Below are 18,633 nucleotides of genomic sequence, written 5' to 3' on the forward strand. Positions count from 1 at the left end.
TCCATGGCGAGCAAACCCGGCGAGCGCAAGACCCAGATTCTGCAGACCCTGGCCGAGATGCTGGAGCAGCCGCACGCCTCGCGCATCACCACGGCGGCGCTGGCCGCGCGCCTGGCGGTATCGGAAGCCGCGCTTTATCGGCATTTCGCCAGCAAGGCGCAGATGTTCGAAGGGCTGATCGAATTCATCGAAACCAGCATCTTCACGCTGGTGAACCAGATCGCCATCGCCGAGCCCTATGGCCTGTCGCAGGCGCACCAGACGGTGTCGATGCTGCTGACGTTCTCGGAACGTAATCGAGGCATGACGCGGGTGCTGACGGGTGACGCCCTGGTCACCGAGGACAATCGCCTGCAGGAACGGATCAACCACATCAACGACCGCATCGAGGCGTCGTTGAAGCAATCGCTGCGTATCGCCGTGACCGACGGCGGCCTGCCGCCCGAGGCCAACGTGGCCGCGCACGCCAGCCTGCTGACGCACCTGGTGCTGGGCCGCTGGCTGCGCTATGCGCAGAGCGGCTGGCGCGTGGCGCCCACGCTGCACCTGGACGAGCAATTGCGCCTGGCGTTGGGCTGATCTCATTCGCGCCATAACACGAACGAATTAACTGCCTCGCACGGGTGGTGTTGCAGTATTTGTTTGTTTTTATGCAACATTCGCAGGGTTGCGATTTTTGCCGGCCGACGAGCATAATCTCCGGAGCGGGTTTCCGACAAGCATGATTGTCCGCCGAATTGACACGTATCAATACGGGTTTTCCTTAATGCCGTCACGATCATTCTGTAGCGTCGACACTTCGCTTTGATCCAGCCCAAGGCTTGGCAACGGGGTGTCGTCAGTTTGACCTCAACCGGAGATGGATATGACTGCGGAAACCGCTGTCCCTGCCTCGCAAGCCCCCAAGAAAACCAAAATCCCGATCGGCCTGGTCGCCGGCTTCATCGTCATGATCGGCGTGCTGATGCTGCCCTTGCCGGCCGACCTGCCCGTTGCCGGCCATCGCATGCTGGCGATCCTGGCGTTCGCGGTGGTGGTGTGGATCACGGAAGCCGTGTCCTACGAAGCCAGCGCGATCATGATCACGACGCTGATGGCCTTCCTGCTGGGCACCGCGCCCACCATCAAGGATCCGCAGGTGGTCTACGGCACGTCGGCCGCCATCAGCATGGCGCTGACCGGCTTCGCCAACTCGGCGCTGGCGCTGGTCACCGGCGCCCTGTTCATCGCCGCGGCCATGACCTTCACCGGACTGGATCGGCGCATCGCGCTGGTGACGCTGTCCAAGGTCGGAACCAGCACGCGGCGCATCCTGATCGGATGTATCGCCGTGACCATCGTGCTGAGCCTGGTAGTGCCCAGCGCGACCGCCCGCAGCGCGGCCGTGGTGCCCATCATGATGGGCGTGATCGCGGCCTTCGGCGTGGACAAGCGCTCGAACATCGCCGCCGGCATCATGATCATCGTGGCGCAGGCCACCAGCATCTGGAACGTGGGCATCCAGACCGCGGCCGCGCAGAACCTGCTGACGGTCGGCTTCATGGAAAAGATGCTGGGCCAGCGCGTGGCCTGGTCGGACTGGCTGATCGCCGGCGCGCCCTGGTCGCTGATCATGTCGGCGGTGTTGATCATCATTGTGCTCAAGCTGCTGCCGCCGGAAAGCGACAGCATCGCGGGGGGCAAGGAAGCCGTGGAGAAATCGCTGCTTGAACTGGGCCCCATGACGGGCGCGCAAAAGCGCCTGATGGCCGTGTCGGTCATGCTGCTGCTGTTCTGGTCGACCGAAGGCAAGCTGCACAAGTTCGACACCACCTCCACCACCTACTTCGGCCTGGTGCTGCTGCTGTTGCCGCGCTTTGGCGTGATGACGTGGAAAGACGTGCAATCGCGCATTCCATGGGGCACCGTGATCGTCTTCGGCGTCGGCATCAGCCTGGGCACCGCGCTGCTGACCACGCAGGCCGGCCAATGGCTGGGCAACCAGGTGGTGGCGCACACCGGCCTGGACCATCTCGGCCCGCTGGCCATCTTCGCGATCCTGTCGGCCTTCCTGATCATCATCCACCTGGGGTTCGCCAGCGCCACCGCGCTGACCTCGGCGATGCTGCCGATCCTGATCTCGGTGCTGGCCACGCTGCCGGGCGACTTCAGCCGCCTGGGCATGACCATGCTGCTGGGCTTCGTGGTGAGCTATGGCTTCATCCTGCCGATCAACGCGCCGCAGAACATGGTGTGCCTGGGCACGGAAACCTTCAACGCCAAGCAGTTCGCCAAGGTCGGCATCCTGGTCACCATCATCGGCTACGCGCTGATGATGCTGATGGGCATGACCTACTGGCGCTGGCTGGGCTGGCTGTAAGGAGACCGCATCATGAAGATCTCCATTGCCCAAGCCAATGAATACGGCCGTCGCGTGCTGATGGCGCAAGGCGTGCCGGAAGATATCGCGCGCGACGTGGCCGAGCACCTGGTGGAGTCCGACCGCGTGGGCTACACCAGCCACGGCCTGTCCATCCTGACCAACTATCGGCGTGTGCTGGCCGAAGGCCTGGCGCAGGCCGACGGCCGCCCCGAACTGCTCAACGACCGTGGCGCCATGCTGGCCTACGACGGCCACAACGGCCTGGGCCAGTACGTGGGCAAGGTCGTGATCGAGCAGGCCATCGAGCGCACGCAGGCGCACGGCCAGTGCATCCTGACACTGCGCCGCAGCCACCACCTGGGCCGCATGGGCCACTACGGCGAGATGGTGGCGGCCAAGGGTCTGATCCTGCTGGCCTTCACCAACGTGATCAACCGCGCCCCCACCGTGGCGCCGTTCGGCGGCGCGCGCGCCTGCCTGACGACCAATCCGCTGTGCTTTGCCGGCCCATTGCCGGGCGGCCGCCCGCCGTTCATCGTCGACATGGCGACCAGTTCGATCGCGGTGAACAAGGCCCGCGTGCTGGCGGCCAAGGGCGAGCAGGCGCCGCCGGGCTCGCTGATCGACGCGCAAGGCAATCCGACCACGGACCCGGGCGCCCTGTTCACCGATCCGCCGGGCGCGCTGCTGCCGTTCGGCGGCCACAAGGGTTACGCGATGGGCCTGGTGGCCGAGCTGCTGGCGGGCGTGCTGTCCGGCGGCGGCACGATCCAGCCGGAACACCCGCGCAACGGGGTGGCCACGAACAATATGTTCGCGCTGCTGCTGGATCCGCAGGTGGACTTCAATACGGACTGGCGCTCGATGGAAGTGGGCGCGTTCATCGACTACCTGCATGCCTGCCCGCCCCAGCCGGGCGTGGATGGGGTTCAGTACCCGGGCGAGTATGAAGCCCGCAATCGGGAGCTGAACGCGGATTCGCTGGAATTTTCGCCGCCCATCTGGGAGGGGTTGAAGAAGCTGGCCGCGGACGTTGGGGTGGCTGACGCGTTGCCTTGATGGTTGCAGGATGGTTGTGTTTTGCGGGCGGCTCAAGGGTTCTTGAGCCGCCCGTTGCGTTGGCGGGCGGGGGCGGCGGGGCTACGATTGCGGTCCGGAGCGAAGGCTCCGGACCGCAATCGTAGGCGCGCCCACCCGTGCGCCCACCGCCCCGGGCGGCCTACGAAGAAAAAAGCTCAGCTCTTGACCGACCGATGCCGACTAATGCTCATCATGATCCCAAACGCAATCCCCATGGTGAACAACGCGGTACCGCCATAGCTCATGAACGGCAATGGCACCCCGACCACAGGCAGAATCCCCGTCACCATGCCCACGTTCACAAATACATAGATGAACAGCATCATCGTCAACGCCCCGGACAGCAACCGCCCGAACTGCGATGACGCGCGCGAAGCGATGGTCAGGCCGCGGGCCATCATCAGGCCATACAGAACCAGGATGGCGATACCGCCGTACAGGCCGAATTCCTCGGCGTAGACGGCGAAGATGAAGTCGGTGGTGCGTTCGGGGATGAAGTCCAGGTGCGTCTGCGTGCCCTTCATGTAGCCCTTGCCGTAGACCCCGCCCGAGCCCACCGCGATCATCGACTGGATGGTGTGGAAACCCTTGCCGAGCGGATCGGAACTGGGGTTGAGCAGCGTGCAGACGCGGTGCTTCTGGTAATCGTGCAGCACCACCCAGTTGACGTCCGGTTCGCACAACTGGTCTTCGTAGTACACCAGCGTGCCGATGGCGATGATGCCCGCCAGCATGACCGGCACCAGCAGCTTGAACGACAGTCCGGCGAAGTAGATGACGAAGAAGCCGGCGCCGAACACCAGCAGCGCGGTGCCCAGGTCGGGTTGCAGCACGATCAGCCCGAAGGGCGCGGCCAGCATCGCGGCGGCGGCCAGGAAGTCGCGGATGCGCACCGCGCCCTCGTGGCGCTGGAAATACCAGGCCAGCATCATGGGCACGGCGATCTTCATCATTTCGGACGGCTGGATACGGGTCACGCCCAGGTTGAGCCAGCGCGTCGCGCCCTTGCTGGTCTCGCCGAAGAACTCCACCCCCAGCAGCAGCACCACGCCGATCACATAGAACGGCAGCGCCAGCTTCATCAGCCATTTGGGCGGGATCAGCGCCATGGTCCACATGGCGAAAAAAGCGATGATGAAATTGCGCGACTGTTCGGCGAAGCGCCAGTCGGTGCCGCCCACCGCCGAATGCATGACCGTCAGGCCGAGCGCCGCGAACATGAGCAGGATCGCCAGCAGCGGCCAGTCGAAGGCCGTGAAGACGCGCAGCAGGATCAGGCCGAGACGCTTCATTGTTGGCGCACCAGATCGGAGGTGATGTTTTCGACCGAGGCCGTCGACGCGTTGCGCTCGGGGCGCTGGATCTTGTCCTGGCGATCCTTGGCCAGCCAGTAGTCGAACACCTTGCGCGCCACCGGCGCGGCGACGCTGGCGCCCCAGCCGGCGTTTTCGACGATCAGCGCGACGGCGATGCGCGGGTGTTCCAGCGGCGCGAAGCCCATGAACAGCGCGTGGTCGCGCAGGCGTTCGTCGATGGCGCTGGCGCGGTAGTGGCCGCCGCGCAGGCTGAACACCTGGGCCGTGCCGGTCTTGCCGGCGGCCTGATAGGGCGCGTTGGCGAAGGCGCGGCGCGCGGTGCCGGCGCGGACCACGTCGGCCATGGCGTTCTTGATGACGTCGACGTTGGCCTGCTTGAGAGGGATGCGGTAGTCGGGCGCGGATTCCGTAGGCTTGGCCACGCCCGAACGCGGGTCGCGCACCGCGTGCACCAGGTGCGGACGGCGGTACAGCCCGTTATTGGCCAGGGTCGAGGTGCCCTGCGCCAGTTGCAGCAGGGTGAAGGCGTTGTAGCCCTGCCCCACCGCCACCGAAATCGTCTCGCCGGCGTACCAGCGCTGGCGGTCCTTGTCCTTGTAGGCCGAACGCTTCCACTCGGTCGAGGGCAGCACGCCGCGCTTCTCGCCTTCGAGATCGATGCCGGTGATCTGGCCAAAGCCGAACTGCTTGGTGAAATCGTGCAGCGCGTTCACGCCGATCTCGGGGCCGAGCGAATAGAAGTACGTGTCCGACGACACCACGATGGCCTTGTGCATGTCGGTCATGCCATAGGCGGCGCCGCCGGCATTGCGGAATTTCTGGCCGCCGAACTCGTAGTAGCCGGGGTCCGAGATGCGGTCGGTGGCGCGGCGCTTGCCCAGTTCCAGCGCCGCCAGGCCGACGAAAGGCTTGTAGGTGGAACCGATCGGGTAGGTGCCGTACAGCGGGCGGTTGATCAGCGGGTGGTCCGGCGACTCGTTCAGCATGCGCCAGTTGTCCACGTCGATGCCGTCGACGAACAGGTTCGGGTCGAACGAGGGCTGCGAGACGAAGGCCAGCACCTCGCCGGTGTCGGGATCGATCGCCACCAGCGCGCCGCGCTGGCCCTCGAAGGCTTCCTCGGCCACCTTCTGCAGGCCCAGGTCGATCGACAGCATGATGTCCGAGCCCGGCACCGGGTCGATGCGGCGCAACGTGCGCATGGGGCGGCCGCCCGCGGTCACTTCGACCTCTTCCAGGCCGGTGCGGCCATGCAGGGCTTCTTCCCAGGTCTTCTCGATGCCCTTCTTGCCGATCACGTCGGTGCCGCGATAGTTGCCCAGCAGGCCGGCGCGTTCGAGTTCCTCGTTGTCGTTTTCGGCGATGCGGCCGATGTAGCCCACCACGTGGGCGGCGGACTGCCCCTGCGGATACTCGCGCACCCAGCGGGCGCGCAGCTCGACGCCGGGGAACTGGAAGGCGTGGGCCGCGAACCAGGCCGCTTCGGTCTCGTTGAGGTTGTTGCGCAGCTGCAGGCTGGCGTAGCGGCTGGATTCGGCGGCGCGGCGCTTGAAGCGGCGTTGATCGGCCGGGCTGATGTAGACCACCTCGGTCAGACGCTCGAACAGCGCATTCATGTTGCCGGCCTGGGCCGGCACCACTTCGAGGGTGTAGGTGCGGTAGTTGCGCGCCAGCACTTCGCCATTGCGGTCGAGGATCTCGCCGCGGCGCGGCGGGATCGGCACGACCGCGATGCGGTTGCGGTCGGCGCGTTCGGACAGGCCTTCGTAACGGTCGACCTGCAAGTACCAGAACCGGCCTATCAGCACGCCGAAGCAGACCAGCGCAAAGATGCCGCCGACCCAGGCGCGCAGGCGGAAGCGCTGCTTCTGCTGCTGGCCGGTTTTCTTGAATTCAAACATGAGACGCGGCGCCGCCGTCAGGCGGAGGAGGATTCGGCGTCGTCGGCACCGCGCTGCGGCAAGTGCAGCACCCAGCCCGCCAGCGGCCACAACGCGGCGGTGATGGCCACGCTGATGCTCCAGTCCCAGCCCGGCCACTTGCCGGCCAGCCAGGCATGGATGATCTGGGTGATGAAGCGCGCGATCAGGAACACCGGCAACATGTGCATCGCCTGGCTCCAGAGGTCGAACCGTTGCAGGCGGCGGTGCAGCACCACGGCGCCGTAGGCGACCAGGGTGTAGGACAGCGCGTGCTCGCCGAGCAGGCCCGCGTCATGCACGTCCATCAGCAGGCCGAAGCAGAAGGCGGTGAACAGGCCGACGCGGCGCGGCTCATGGACGCACCAGAAAGCGATGATCAGGATCAGCACGTCGGGCGCGCCCTGCCACAACCGCCACGGCAGCAGCGACACCAGCCACACCAGCAGGATGGTGCCCCACACGAAGAGGCCGTGCGCCGGCCCCGACAGGCGGTCAGGCTGCACGTTGCTGGGCGTGCCCAGGCGGCGCCGGGGCTGGCCGGATGATGGTTGGTTAGTCCGATCCACCGGAATCGACCTCCTGACGGTTGGACTCGGCACGTTCCACATCCACCTGCAGGACCAGGAAGTGGCGATAGCGCTCAGGGTGGGCCAGCGGCTCGCAGACGGCGCGGGCGAAGCCGGAAGCGGTGTCGCGCTCGACCGAGGTCACCTTGGCCACCGGCAGGCCGGCGGGAAACAAGCCGCCGACGCCGCTGGTGACGATGGTATCGCCTTCCTTGATGTCGGCATTGGCCGCGAGGTAGCGGACCTCCATCTTGCCGGGAGAGTTCCCGCCAAAGGCGATCAGGCGCAGGCCGTTGCGCAGCAATTGCACCGGGATCGATACCTGTTCGTCGGTGACCAGGGCAGCCTCGGCCGTCATGGGCGTGACGCGCACGATCTGGCCGACCACGCCGCCTTCATCGATCACCGGCATGCCCGGCGCCAGGCCGGCCTTGCTGCCCTTGTTGAACACCAGCCGCTGGTTGAAGGCGTTGGTGGGTTCGTACAGCACTTCGACCACCACGGCCGACTGGGCCACGGTGTCGGTCACGCCGAGCAGGCGGCGCAATTGGGCGTTTTCGGCGGCCAGCTGCGCCGCGTGCGTGGCCACCTGGGCCAGTTCGATGCGCTGGCGCTGCAGGGCTTCGTTTTCGCTGCGGATGAGGTTGGCCGCGTTGACCCATTCATTGACCTGCTGGACCAGGTCGCGCGGCGCCATGACGGCGCGCTGGAAGGGATACAGCGCCACGGACATCGCCCGGCGCGCCGGTTCCAGCATGCGCCACTGCGAATCCATGATGATCAGAGCCAGTGCCAGGACGACCAGGATGACCAGCCGCACCTCCGCGGGAGGGCCGCGCCTGAATAGGGGGGGAGTCCCTTGTCGTTGCATGAATCTCAGCCCGGGCGCCCGCGCCCGCAGCCCCCGCAGCGGCCGGAGCCGTGGAAAAGCGGGGCTCCGGGCTGGCGGGCGGTATTAGTCGTTGATGAAGATCGCGCCCAGTTTCTCAAGATGTTCCAGCGCCTCGCCGCAGCCGCGCACGACGCAGGTCAGGGGATCATCGGCAACCACCACCGGCAGGCCGGTCTCTTCCTGCAGCAGGCGGTCGAGGTCGCGCAGCAGCGCGCCACCGCCGGTCAGGGCGATGCCCTTGTCGGTGATGTCGGCGCCGAGTTCGGGCGGGGTCTGTTCCAGGGCGATCTTGACGGCCGATACGATCTGGTTGAGCGGATCGGTCAGCGATTCCAGGATCTCGTTGGACGAGACCGTGAAGCTGCGCGGCACGCCTTCGGCCAGGTTGCGGCCCTTGACTTCGATTTCGCGGACTTCGGAACCCGGGAACGCCGAGCCGATTTCCTTCTTGATGAGTTCGGCGGTGGGTTCGCCGATCAGCATGCCGTAGTTGCGGCGGATGTAGTTGACGATGGCCTCGTCGAACTTGTCGCCACCGACGCGCACCGAACCCTTGTAGACCATGCCGCCCAGCGAGATGACCGCCACTTCGGTGGTGCCGCCGCCGATGTCGACGACCATGGAGCCGCTGGCGTCGGAGACGGCCAGGCCGGCGCCGATGGCCGCGGCCATGGGTTCTTCGATCAGGAACACGTGCGAGGCGCCGGCGCCGAGGGCCGATTCGCGGATGGCGCGGCGTTCAACCTGGGTGGAGCCGCAGGGCACGCAGACGATGATGCGCGGGCTGGGCGCCAGCATGTTGCGGGGGTGCACCATGCGGATGAACTGCTTGAGCATCTGCTCGGTGACCGTGAAGTCGGCGATGACGCCGTCCTTCATGGGCCGGATGGCCTCGATGTTGCCGGGCACGCGGCCGAGCATCTGCTTGGCTTCGTGGCCGACGGCCTGGATGATCTTCTTGCCGTGAGGCCCGCCTTCATGACGGATCGCGACCACGGAGGGCTCGTCGAGCACGATGCCCTTGCCGCGGACGTAGATCAGCGTATTGGCGGTACCGAGGTCGATCGCCATATCGCTGGAAAAATAACTGCGCAGGAATCCGAACATGGGAGCTCAGCTAAATTCTGGGGGGAATTGGGGTCATGCCGCGGGGCGTACCACCCGGGAAAGCCTGGGTGCGCCTGTCATCACGGCGATTAAACCGTGAATCATAACTTATAATTTCCCCGGAAATAGCGCATAAATGCAGGCTATTCAAGCTTTGTAACGGGTTTGGCATGTGCATACTGCCCAGTCCCGCCCCTCGGCCTTCGCTTCTCGATATTCGCAATCCCCATGGCGCTCAATGACACAGATGTGGCCCGCATTGCCAGGCTGGCCAGAATCGAACTGACCCCGGACCAGCGCGGCCACGCGCAAGCCGAGCTCAATGGCATCCTCCACCTGATCGAACGGCTGCAGGCCGTCGACACCCAAGGCGTCGAACCCCTGGCCCACCCGCTGTCCGCCCACGAGGACATCGTGCTGCGCCTGCGCCAGGACGCGGTCACCGAAACCGCCTCGGAGGCCCGCCGCGCCGAACTGCTGGCCAACGCCCCCGATGCCCAGGACGGCCTTTTCCTGGTCCCCAAGGTTCTCGACTAAGCCATGACCCAACCCGCCCTGCACACCCAATTCGAGGGGATCGCCGCCCTGCGCGCGGCCCTCGCCCAACGCCAGGTCAGCGCCGTCGAGCTGGCGCAAAGCTCGCTGGCGGCCGCCGACGCGGCCAGCGGCCTGAACGCCTTCTTACATATTGACGCCGAATTGACGCTGGCCCAGGCCCGCGCCGCCGACGCCGCGCTGGCCGCCGGCAACGCCGGCCCCCTGGCCGGCGTGCCCATCGCCCACAAGGACGCCTTCGTCACCCGCGGCTGGCGCACCACCGCCGGCAGCAAGATGCTGGACGGCTACGTCAGTCCGTTCGACGCCACCGTGGTCGAGCGCCTGCAGGCCGCCGGCGCCGTGTCGCTGGGCAAGCTCAACTGCGACGAGTTCGCCATGGGCTCGGGCAACGAGAATTCGGCCTACGGCGTGGTCCGCAATCCGTGGGACCCGGCCGCCGTGCCCGGCGGTTCGTCGGGCGGTTCGGCCGCGGCCGTCGCCGCCCGCCTGGTGGCCGCCACCACCGGCACCGACACCGGCGGTTCGGTGCGCCAGCCCGCCGCGCTGTGCGGCGTCAGCGGCATCAAGCCGACCTACGGCACCGTCTCGCGCTACGGGATGGTGGCCTTCGGCTCCAGCCTGGACCAGGCCGGCCCGCTGGCCCCCAGCAGCCGCGACCTGCTCGAACTGCTGGACGTCATCAGCGGCTTCGACCCGCGCGACGCCACCAGCCTGGAAAAATGCGATGCCGCCGCCAACGAACCGGGCCGCGTGCGGCGCGATTTCGATGCCGCGCAAGGCAAGTTCGACGCGGCCGGCAGCCAGCCCCTGAAGGGCTTGCGCATCGGCGTGCCCGAGGAATACTTCGGCGCCGGCCTGGCGCCGGACGTGGCCGCCGCGGTGCAGGCCGCGCTGGCCCAGTTCGAAACGCTGGGCGCGGTGCGCGTGCCGGTGTCGCTACCGCGCACCGAGCTGGCCATCCCCGCCTACTACGTCATCGCCCCCGCCGAAGCGTCGAGCAACCTGGCGCGCTACGACGGCGTGCGCTACGGCCATCGCGCCGCACAGTACGGCGACCTGAACGAGATGATCAGCCGCTCGCGCGCCGAAGGCTTCGGCGACGAGGTCAAGCGCCGCATCCTGATCGGCACCTACGTGCTGTCGCACGGCTATTACGACGCCTACTACCTGCAGGCCCAGCGCCTGCGCCGCATGATCGCCCAGGACTTCCAGCGCGCCTTCGCCGGCCAGTGCGACGTCATCATGGGCCCGGTGACCCCCACGGTCGCCAAGAACATCGGCGACAACCGCGACGACCCCACCGCCGACTGGCTGGCCGACGTCTACACGCTGGGCGTCAGCCTGGCGGGCCTGCCGGCCATGTCGATCCCTTGCGGTTTCGGCACCGGCGCCGGCGCCAAGCGCCCCGTCGGCCTGCAGATCATCGGCAACTACTTCGACGAAGGCCGCCTCCTGGCCATCGCCGACCGCTACCAACAAGTCACGACGTGGCACAAGGCCACGCCGGCCCAGCAGGACGCCTAAGCATGAACTGGGAAATCGTCATCGGCCTGGAAACGCATACCCAGCTTTCCACCGACTCCAAGATCTTTTCGGGCAGCAGCACCGAATTCGGCGCCGCGCCCAACACCCACGCCAACGAAGTCGACCTGGCCTTGCCGGGCAGCCTGCCGGTCATGAACCGCGGCGCCGCCGAACGCGCCATCCGCTTCGGCCTGGCCGTGGGCGCCGAGATCGCGCCGCGCTCGGTATTTGCGCGCAAGAACTACTTCTACCCCGATCTGCCCAAGGGCTACCAGATCAGCCAGTATGAGCTGCCGGTGGTAGTGGGCGGTTCGCTGTCGTTCTTCGTGGGCGAGGAAGAAAAAACCGTCAACCTGACGCGCGCCCACCTCGAAGAAGACGCGGGCAAGTCCTCGCACGAGAACTTCACGCTGGCAAACGGCTCGCCGGCCAGCGGCATCGACCTGAACCGCGCCGGCACGCCGCTGCTTGAAATCGTGACCGAACCCGAAATGCGCTCGGCCGCCGAGGCCGTGGCCTACGCCCGCGCGCTGCACAGCCTGGTGGTCTGGTTGGGCATCTGCGACGGCAACATGCAGGAAGGTTCGTTCCGCTGCGATGCCAACGTGTCCGTGCGCCCGGTGGGCCAGAAGGAATTCGGCACCCGCACCGAGATCAAGAACGTCAACTCGTTCCGCTTCCTGGAACGCGCCATCACCTACGAAGCGCGGCGCCAGATCGAGCTGATCGAGGACGGCGGCACGGTGGTCCAGGAAACCCGCCTGTACGACGCCGACCGCGACGAAACCCGCAGCATGCGCAGCAAGGAAGACGCGCACGACTACCGCTACTTCCCCGATCCCGACCTGCCCACGCTCGTGATCTCGCGCGAGTGGGTGGACGAGGTCCGCGCCGCCATGCCGGAGCTGCCGGCCGCCCAGCGCGCCCGCTTCGAATCCGAGTACGGCCTGTCGGCCTACGACGCCGCGCAGCTGACCGTCAGCCGCGACCTGGCCGCCTACTTCGAGGCCGTGGCGCACGCGCTGCCGGCCGGCCAGGCCAAGCTGGCCGCCAACTGGATCATGGGCGAAGTGGCCGCCACCCTGAACAAGGAAGAAAAGGCCATCGCCGACGCGCCGGTGCAGGCGCCGGCCCTGGCCGCGCTGATCAACCGCATCATCGACGGCACCATCTCCAACAAGATCGCGCGTGAAGTGTTCGGCGCCATGTGGGCCGGCGAGAACGGCGGCCAGCCCGACGCCATCATCGAAGCCCGCGGCCTCAAGCAGATCAGCGACAGCGGCGCCATCGGCGCCATGATCGACGAGGTGCTGGCGGCCAATCCGGCCATCGTCGAGGAATACCGCGCCGGCAAGCAGAAGGCGTTCAACTCGCTGGTCGGCCAGATCATGAAGGCCGCGCGCGGCAAGGCCAACCCGCAACAGGTCAACGACCTGCTCAAGCAGAAGCTGGACAACTGATCCCCGGCCGGCCCGCTTTCATGGGGGCCGGCGCAGTATCAGACCGAACCTAAGGCCGCGGCATCTTGCCGCGGCTTTTTGTTTGGCCAAGAATGGTTCGGTCGATTTCGCGCCGGAGACTTGGCCATGACCACCCCCTATCTATCCGTTCCGCAAGAACAGGTCGCCGAGCGACTGAATGAACTCATTGAAGCGGCCCATACCGGGACCCGCGTCGTCATCACCCGGGACGGCATGGCGTATGCTCAGTTCTGGCGGGTCAACCCGCTGCTGACCGAAGAGGCGCACCGCGCGATCGAGGAACTCAAGCAACTCAAGGGCATCCCGTATGTGGACGACGCCACCTGGTGGTACGCCGTGAAGGGGATACGCGAATGAAGCTCGTGCTCGATGCGTCGGTTGCCCTGAGCTGGCTGCAATTGCCCAGCCAGACCCACAGTGGGCAAGCGCTCACGATACTGGAAGGCCTGATTGACAAGCCCGCGCTTGTCCCATTGATCTGGAAGCTGGAAGTCGCCCAGGGAGCGTTACGCATCGAACGGTTGCGGCAAGCCACGCCAGACATGCTGAAAAAATTTTCGACGCGGTTGAAGATGGCGCCGGTGGTCAACGAGAACCGCCCTGCCACCACCTGGCTGCCGCGCTGTGTCGCGCTTGCCCGGGAACACGCCCTCACGGTGTACGACGCGTCGTACCTGGAACTTGCGCTTTGGCACGATGCCGCACTGGCCACCTTCGACAAGCGCCTGGCGCAAGCGGCATGTGCCTGCGATGTCGTCGTCATCGGCCCTGAAGCGCCGGCCAGCAGGCTGGAGTCCCCGGCGACCCGATACGGCAGCCGGCAGGCCAAGTCCCACCGGCCCGGATTTACTTCACCCCGTACTTCGTCCGGTACGCCTGCACCGCATCGCGGTGCTCGGCAAACGCGGCGTCGTCCTGCAGCAGCGCCATGATGTCCGCCAGCGATGCAATCGCCACCACCGGGATGCCATAGGTCTTGGCCACGTCCTGCACCGCCGAGTGCGCCGACAGCGCATCGTCGGCACCCGCCCGCTCCATGCGGTCCATGGCGATCAGCACGGCAGCCGGCTCGGCGCCGGCGTTGCGGATGATCTCCACCGACTCGCGCACCGAGGTGCCCGCGGTGATCACGTCGTCGATGATGACGACCTTGCCCTTGAGCGGCGCGCCCACCAGGGTGCCGCCTTCGCCGTGGTCCTTGGCTTCCTTGCGGTTGTAGGCGAACGGCACGTCGCCGCGGCCCTGCATCGCCGGGTGGTTGGCCAGCGCGACGGCGGTGGCCGTGGCCAGCGGGATGCCCTTGTAGGCCGGGCCGAACAGCATATCGAAGGCCACGCCCGAATCCAGCAGCGCCTGCGCATAGAAGCCTGCCAGCTTGCCGACCGAACCACCACTGTTGAACAGGCCCGCATTGAAGAAATAGGGACTGATACGGCCGGACTTGACCTTGAAGCTGCCGAAGCGCAGCACGCCTTCGTTCAGGGCGAAGCGGACAAAATCAAGCGAGGTGGCGGAGTTGGCAGAATGGGCGGCAGACATGCGAGCGGGGTCCGAGAGGTGGCAAACCCCGGCATTTTATCCGTTGTCGGGGCTATTGCCGGGCAACGTCGCCCAGTCGGTTAAATTCCTGGCATTGTTCCGGCCGTTCCCGGCCGCTCTACAGGAGTCCCGCTTTGCTGCGCATCACGTCGATCAACCTCAATGGCATCCGGTCCGCCTTCCGCAAGGGCCTGCAACCCTGGATGGAAAAGCACGCCGCCGACGTGCTGTGCCTGCAGGAAATCAAGGTGTCGGACGAGGATCTGACCGAGGATCTGCGCCACCCGCCCGGCTACACCGGCCACTTCCACCATGCCGTCAAGAAAGGCTACAGCGGCGTCGGCATCTATCTGCGTGATGCGGCCGAGCGCGTCAGCATCGGCCTGGGCTGCGAAGAATTCGATCCCGAGGGCCGCATCATCCGCGCCGACTGGAAGAACCTGTCGGTCATCAGCGCCTACCTGCCCTCGGGCTCCAGCGGCGACGAACGCCAGCAGGCCAAGTACCGCTTCCTGGACCGCTTCGGTCCGTGGATCGACGAACTGATGCACGAGCACAAGAAGACCGGCCGCGAATTCGTCATCTGCGGCGACTGGAACATCGCCCACAAGGAAATCGACCTGAAGAACTGGAAGGGCAACCTGAAGAATTCCGGTTTCCTGCCCGAGGAACGCGCCTGGCTGACCGACGTGTTCGACAAGCGCGGCTTCGTCGACGTGTTCCGCACCATCGACGAGCGGCCGGACCAGTACACCTGGTGGAGCAACCGCGGCCAGGCCTGGGCCAAGAACGTCGGGTGGCGTATCGATTACCAGATCGCCACGCCCGGCATCGCCGCCCGCGCCCGCAGCGTCGCGATCTATAAAGACGAACGCTTTTCCGACCACGCGCCGCTGACGATCGACTACGACGCCACGCTGTAGCAACCAGGCGGTGGGACGTCCGTTCCACCGCCTGGCGCATGATCTGGCGCAAAGTATAATTAGGGACACATCATAAGAAATCCGCCCGGCAAATATAGGACTCTGCCCCCGCTGCCGGGTGCATTCCCCTATGAAGCGCCCATGCCTTTCCTGCCGTGAACTTGGCATTATATTGGGGACGCATTAATTTTCCCTGTGAATTCAATGTCCCACCCTTCTCTCTATGGAACCCGGGGTGATCTCCCCGCCCTCCAAACCGCAATGCGACCCCAATAATTAAAGAAAAAAGCGCTTTGATATCAAGGTGATGGAGCAGCCCGCCGTTTTGCGCAGGGCAACAAATTAGCCCTACAATCTCGCACCAAGCCGGTGCAATCCGCACCAAAACGGAGATTCGACGCCCCGAAACAGCGCATCTCCGCACTCATTCGAAGCGCCCCCCAAGGAGATCATGTTGAAAGTGCAGCGTCTGGACGACTTCCTGCGTAGCGTCGCCGTGCGCGATCCGCAGCAACCGGAATTCATGCAAGCCGTCCAGGAGGTGATGCTGAGTCTGTGGCCTTTCATCGAAAAGCACCCCCACTACGCCGAGCACGCTTTGCTCGAGCGCCTGGTGGAACCGGAACGCGTGATCCAGTTCCGCGTGTGCTGGACCGACGACAAGGGCCAGGCGCAGGTCAACCGCGCTTTCCGCATCCAGCACAGTTCGGCCATCGGACCATTCAAGGGCGGCATGCGTTTCCACCCCTCGGTGAACCTGTCGATCCTGAAGTTCCTGGCGTTCGAGCAGACCCTGAAGAACTCGCTGACCACGCTGCCCATGGGCGGCGGCAAGGGCGGCTCCGACTTCGACCCCAAGGGCAAGTCCGACGCCGAAGTCATGCGCTTCTGCCAGGCCCTGATGATCGAGCTGTACCGCCACCTGGGCCCGGACACCGACGTGCCGGCCGGCGATATCGGCGTGGGCGCGCGTGAAGTCGGCTTCATGGCCGGCATGATGAAAAAACTGTCGAACTCCACCGCCAGCGTCTTCACCGGCAAGGGCCTGACCTTCGGCGGCAGCCTGATCCGCCCCGAAGCCACCGGCTACGGCACCGTCTACTTCGCCGAGGAAATGCTCAAGCGCGTCGGCAAGTCGTTCGACGGCCTGCGCGTGTCGGTCTCGGGTTCGGGCAACGTGGCCCAGTACGCCATCGAAAAGGCCATGGCGCTGGGGGCCAAGGTGGTGACGGTGTCCGACTCGAACGGCACGGTGGTCGACGAAGCCGGCTTCAACCACGAAAAGCTGGTGGCGCTGATGCACGTCAAGAACGACCTGCGCGGCCGCCTGGACACCTATGCCCGCCAGTTCGGTCTGGTCTATGAGCCCGGCAAGCGTCCCTGGCACGTGCCGGTGGACGTGGCCCTGCCCTGCGCCACCCAGAACGAGCTGGAGCTGGCCGATGCCGAAACGCTGATCAAGAACGGCGTGCAATGCGTGGCCGAAGGCGCCAACATGCCCGCCACTCTGGACGCCGCCAAGGCCTTCATCGCCGCCCGCGTGCTGTACGCGCCGGGCAAGGCCAGCAACGCCGGCGGCGTGGCCGTGTCGGGCCTGGAAATGGCCCAGAACTCGGCCCGCCTGGCATGGACCCGCGAGGAAGTGGACGCGCGCCTGCACGCCATCATGCGCGATATCCACGAGAATTGCGTGCGCCACGGCCACAGCGAGCGCGAATACGTGAACTACCTGGACGGCGCCAACATCGCCGGCTTCGTCAAGGTCGCCGACGCGATGCGCCAGCAAGGGCTGTACTGATCGACAGGCCGGCGCCCCATTGTGGGGGTACCGGCCAGCGACAAAAAAGGCGGCAGGCTGTTCGAGCCTGCCGCCTTTTTTTGTTCTGGGCCGCGCGCGGCGGGATCAGTGCTTCATCGCGCCGTGATCGTGGCTCATGCCGGGGTTGTGCGAGGCCGGTTTGACCTTGAACTGCACCGCCACCTCGCCCGCCTTCTCGAACTTCAACGTGGCGGGCACCGTGGCGCCTTCGGCGAACGGCGCCTTCAGCTTGATGAACATGACGTGGTAACCCCCGGGGGCCAGCTTGACCTCGCCGTCGGCCGGCAGCGCGATGCCGCCCTCGACCTGGCGCATCTTGGCCACGCCGTTGGTGGTCTCGACCGTGTGCAGCTCGACCCGCTCGGCGGCGTCGGACGAGATCGACAGCAGGCGATCGGGGGTCTTTGCATCGTTGTCGATGTCCATGTAGCCGGCGCCGTTGGACTGGCCCGGGGCGGACGCGCGCACCCAGAGATCGTCGATCTCGACCTGGCCGACCTTGTAGTCCTTGGCCCAGGCCGAACCGGCCGCGCACAGGCCCAGGACGGCAATAGCGGCGAACTTGCGGATGTTCATGGGGGTGTTCTCCTATGGGTTAACGCCGCCGGACCAGGCTGCGGGCGGCTGACAGAACCGAGTCGGTCAAAGCTTCCATCGCTTCGGAGTTTACCCGCCAATGCTGCCAGTACAGCGGCACGTCCTCCCAGGCGCGGCCCCGCAGCAGCATCAGATGACCTGCATCAAGGTGTTCCTGCACCAGTGGCAGCGGATTCATGGTCCAGCCCAGGCCCCCCAGGGTGGCCTGCACGAAGGCGCGGGTCGACGGCACCCACCAGACCGGCGGTTGCCATGGCGCCGGGTCCGAGATCTTGTGGGCGAAACGGGCCTGCAACGCATCCTTGCGGTTGAACACCAGCACCGGCGCCTGCGCCAGTGTCTGCGCATTCACGCCCTGCGCGAAATAGCGCTTGTGGAAGGCCGGGGTACACGTCGCCACATAGCGCATGCTGCCCAGCGCATGGATGCGGCAGCCTTGCACCGGATCGGCCAGCGTCGTCACCGCGCCCAGCACCGACCCGTTGCGCAGCAGCGCGGCGGTGTGGTCCTGGTCCTCGGACTGCATGTCGAGCGTGGCGCGGGTACGGCTGGAGAACTGCAGCGCCGCCTCGACGAACCAGGTCTCAAGGCTGTCGTGGTTGACCGCGATGGGGATGCTGGCGTGCGGCACGTCGTCGTCCGCCACGCCCAGCCGGTTCAGCGCGTCGTGTTCCAGCAGCGCGGTCTGCTCGGCCAGCTGCACCAGCACCTGGCCATCGCCGGTGGCCGCGGCGGGCACGGTGCGCTGGACCAGCAGCCTTCCCATGCGGTCTTCGAGCGCCTTGATCCGCTGCGACACCGCCGACGGCGTCACGCTCAACGCCAACGCGGCGCGTTCGAAACTGCCTTCGCGCACCACCGCCGCCAGGGCGCGCAGGTTGCCGTGATCGATTTTCATAGAATTAGTTTTGCTTAAGATAATGAAGGAAAATTAGCTGTATTTCATA

General features: G+C 66.0%; 18 protein-coding genes. 10 read left to right on the forward strand and 8 right to left on the reverse strand.

Features of this window, described 5'->3' with window-relative positions; translation table 11 throughout:
* Window positions 1-3: 3 nt before the first annotated feature.
* The 3 genes from slmA to AT699_RS29250 all read left to right on the forward strand — a co-directional run bounded on the left by slmA (window position 4) and on the right by AT699_RS29250 (window position 3,421).
* A complete protein-coding gene (gene slmA / locus AT699_RS29240) occupies window positions 4-579 on the forward strand; it encodes a nucleoid occlusion factor SlmA (RefSeq protein ID WP_006389862.1) in 576 nt (191 codons plus the stop codon).
* Between the two features lie 286 nt (window positions 580-865).
* On the forward strand, window positions 866-2,359 hold the full coding sequence (locus AT699_RS29245) for a DASS family sodium-coupled anion symporter (protein ID WP_006389861.1): 1,494 nt from the start codon (window positions 866-868) through the stop codon (window positions 2,357-2,359).
* A gap of 12 nt (window positions 2,360-2,371) precedes the next feature.
* A complete protein-coding gene (locus tag AT699_RS29250; protein WP_020925968.1) occupies window positions 2,372-3,421 on the forward strand; it encodes an Ldh family oxidoreductase in 1,050 nt (349 codons plus the stop codon).
* 176 nt (window positions 3,422-3,597) lie between these two features.
* Here the strand turns inward: AT699_RS29250 and rodA are convergent, their stop codons facing one another.
* From rodA to AT699_RS29275, 5 genes are all read right to left on the reverse strand, one after another.
* On the reverse strand, window positions 3,598-4,734 hold the full coding sequence (gene rodA, locus AT699_RS29255) for a rod shape-determining protein RodA (protein ID WP_006389859.1): 1,137 nt from the start codon (window positions 4,732-4,734) through the stop codon (window positions 3,598-3,600).
* The gene (gene mrdA / locus AT699_RS29260) at window positions 4,731-6,659 is read right to left on the reverse strand and encodes a penicillin-binding protein 2 (protein ID WP_006389858.1); all 1,929 of its coding nucleotides are present in this window, start codon (window positions 6,657-6,659) and stop codon (window positions 4,731-4,733) included. Before mrdA ends, rodA begins: the two co-directional genes overlap by 4 nt.
* A 17-nt stretch (window positions 6,660-6,676) precedes the next feature.
* Window positions 6,677-7,246, reverse strand: a complete 570-nt coding sequence (mreD, locus tag AT699_RS29265) for a rod shape-determining protein MreD (RefSeq protein ID WP_020925967.1) — start codon at window positions 7,244-7,246, stop codon at window positions 6,677-6,679.
* Window positions 7,233-8,117: a rod shape-determining protein MreC gene (gene mreC, locus AT699_RS29270; protein WP_006389856.1), complete on the reverse strand. Its 885-nt coding sequence runs from the start codon at window positions 8,115-8,117 to the stop codon at window positions 7,233-7,235. Before mreC ends, mreD begins: the two co-directional genes overlap by 14 nt.
* An 84-nt stretch (window positions 8,118-8,201) precedes the next feature.
* On the reverse strand, window positions 8,202-9,245 hold the full coding sequence (locus tag AT699_RS29275) for a rod shape-determining protein (protein ID WP_006216320.1): 1,044 nt from the start codon (window positions 9,243-9,245) through the stop codon (window positions 8,202-8,204).
* Window positions 9,246-9,473: 228 nt separating this feature from the next.
* On the opposite strand from AT699_RS29275, the gene gatC reads away from it, so the two are divergent.
* From gatC to AT699_RS31340, 5 genes are all read left to right on the forward strand, one after another.
* Complete coding sequence (gene gatC / locus AT699_RS29280) at window positions 9,474-9,782, forward strand: Asp-tRNA(Asn)/Glu-tRNA(Gln) amidotransferase subunit GatC (protein ID WP_006389855.1); 309 nt, start codon at window positions 9,474-9,476, stop codon at window positions 9,780-9,782.
* A 3-nt stretch (window positions 9,783-9,785) separates the two neighbouring features.
* Window positions 9,786-11,327, forward strand: a complete 1,542-nt coding sequence (gatA, locus tag AT699_RS29285) for an Asp-tRNA(Asn)/Glu-tRNA(Gln) amidotransferase subunit GatA (protein WP_024070672.1) — start codon at window positions 9,786-9,788, stop codon at window positions 11,325-11,327.
* A 2-nt stretch (window positions 11,328-11,329) separates the two neighbouring features.
* Window positions 11,330-12,787, forward strand: coding sequence for an Asp-tRNA(Asn)/Glu-tRNA(Gln) amidotransferase subunit GatB (gene gatB, locus AT699_RS29290; protein ID WP_024070673.1), 1,458 nt, complete (start codon window positions 11,330-11,332; stop codon window positions 12,785-12,787).
* A 126-nt stretch (window positions 12,788-12,913) separates the two neighbouring features.
* On the forward strand, window positions 12,914-13,165 hold the full coding sequence (locus AT699_RS29295) for a hypothetical protein (protein WP_006389851.1): 252 nt from the start codon (window positions 12,914-12,916) through the stop codon (window positions 13,163-13,165).
* Window positions 13,162-13,740 carry a type II toxin-antitoxin system VapC family toxin gene (locus tag AT699_RS31340; protein WP_006389850.1) on the forward strand — a complete coding sequence of 193 codons (579 nt, stop codon included), beginning with the start codon at window positions 13,162-13,164 and terminating at the stop codon, window positions 13,738-13,740. The genes AT699_RS29295 and AT699_RS31340 overlap by 4 nt, the downstream gene beginning before the upstream one ends.
* Here AT699_RS31340 and pyrE read toward each other — a convergent pair.
* On the reverse strand, window positions 13,655-14,347 hold the full coding sequence (gene pyrE, locus AT699_RS29300) for an orotate phosphoribosyltransferase (RefSeq protein ID WP_006389849.1): 693 nt from the start codon (window positions 14,345-14,347) through the stop codon (window positions 13,655-13,657). The genes AT699_RS31340 and pyrE overlap by 86 nt on opposite strands.
* 134 nt (window positions 14,348-14,481) lie before the next feature.
* Here pyrE and AT699_RS29305 point away from each other — a divergent pair, with 134 nt between their 5' ends.
* The gene (locus AT699_RS29305) at window positions 14,482-15,270 is read left to right on the forward strand and encodes an exodeoxyribonuclease III (protein ID WP_006389848.1); all 789 of its coding nucleotides are present in this window, start codon (window positions 14,482-14,484) and stop codon (window positions 15,268-15,270) included.
* A 451-nt stretch (window positions 15,271-15,721) separates the two neighbouring features.
* Window positions 15,722-17,068 (forward strand): NADP-specific glutamate dehydrogenase, encoded by a 1,347-nt coding sequence (gene gdhA, locus AT699_RS29310; RefSeq protein ID WP_006389847.1) that lies wholly within the window; start codon window positions 15,722-15,724, stop codon window positions 17,066-17,068.
* Between the two features lie 105 nt (window positions 17,069-17,173).
* On the opposite strand, the gene AT699_RS29315 is transcribed toward gdhA, so the two are convergent.
* Entirely contained in the window at window positions 17,174-17,665 is a 492-nt protein-coding gene (locus AT699_RS29315; protein ID WP_006389846.1) for a copper chaperone PCu(A)C, read from the reverse strand.
* Window positions 17,666-17,684: 19 nt separating this feature from the next.
* The gene (locus tag AT699_RS29320; protein WP_006389845.1) at window positions 17,685-18,584 is read right to left on the reverse strand and encodes a LysR family transcriptional regulator ArgP; all 900 of its coding nucleotides are present in this window, start codon (window positions 18,582-18,584) and stop codon (window positions 17,685-17,687) included.
* Window positions 18,585-18,633 lie beyond the last annotated feature (49 nt).

Origin of the sequence: Achromobacter xylosoxidans (assembly GCF_001457475.1) — a bacterium.
Lineage (GTDB): Bacteria > Pseudomonadota > Gammaproteobacteria > Burkholderiales > Burkholderiaceae_B > Achromobacter > Achromobacter xylosoxidans.

Bases quoted from the DNA above. Each gene is read 5' to 3' on its own strand.
- AT699_RS29320 (WP_006389845.1), bottom strand. From the start codon at position 18,584: ATGAAAATCGATCACGGCAACCTGCGCGCCCTGGCGGCGGTGGTGCGC.
- gatA (WP_024070672.1), top strand. From the start codon at position 9,786: ATGACCCAACCCGCCCTGCACACCCAATTCGAGGGGATCGCCGCCCTG.
- pyrE (WP_006389849.1), bottom strand. From the start codon at position 14,347: ATGTCTGCCGCCCATTCTGCCAACTCCGCCACCTCGCTTGATTTTGTC.
- mreC (WP_006389856.1), bottom strand. From the start codon at position 8,117: ATGCAACGACAAGGGACTCCCCCCCTATTCAGGCGCGGCCCTCCCGCG.
- AT699_RS29250 (WP_020925968.1), top strand. From the start codon at position 2,372: ATGAAGATCTCCATTGCCCAAGCCAATGAATACGGCCGTCGCGTGCTG.
- mrdA (WP_006389858.1), bottom strand. From the start codon at position 6,659: ATGTTTGAATTCAAGAAAACCGGCCAGCAGCAGAAGCAGCGCTTCCGC.
- gatB (WP_024070673.1), top strand. From the start codon at position 11,330: ATGAACTGGGAAATCGTCATCGGCCTGGAAACGCATACCCAGCTTTCC.
- gdhA (WP_006389847.1), top strand. From the start codon at position 15,722: ATGTTGAAAGTGCAGCGTCTGGACGACTTCCTGCGTAGCGTCGCCGTG.
- AT699_RS29245 (WP_006389861.1), top strand. From the start codon at position 866: ATGACTGCGGAAACCGCTGTCCCTGCCTCGCAAGCCCCCAAGAAAACC.
- AT699_RS31340 (WP_006389850.1), top strand. From the start codon at position 13,162: ATGAAGCTCGTGCTCGATGCGTCGGTTGCCCTGAGCTGGCTGCAATTG.
- slmA (WP_006389862.1), top strand. From the start codon at position 4: ATGGCGAGCAAACCCGGCGAGCGCAAGACCCAGATTCTGCAGACCCTG.
- gatC (WP_006389855.1), top strand. From the start codon at position 9,474: ATGGCGCTCAATGACACAGATGTGGCCCGCATTGCCAGGCTGGCCAGA.
- AT699_RS29315 (WP_006389846.1), bottom strand. From the start codon at position 17,665: ATGAACATCCGCAAGTTCGCCGCTATTGCCGTCCTGGGCCTGTGCGCG.
- AT699_RS29295 (WP_006389851.1), top strand. From the start codon at position 12,914: ATGACCACCCCCTATCTATCCGTTCCGCAAGAACAGGTCGCCGAGCGA.
- rodA (WP_006389859.1), bottom strand. From the start codon at position 4,734: ATGAAGCGTCTCGGCCTGATCCTGCTGCGCGTCTTCACGGCCTTCGAC.
- AT699_RS29275 (WP_006216320.1), bottom strand. From the start codon at position 9,245: ATGTTCGGATTCCTGCGCAGTTATTTTTCCAGCGATATGGCGATCGAC.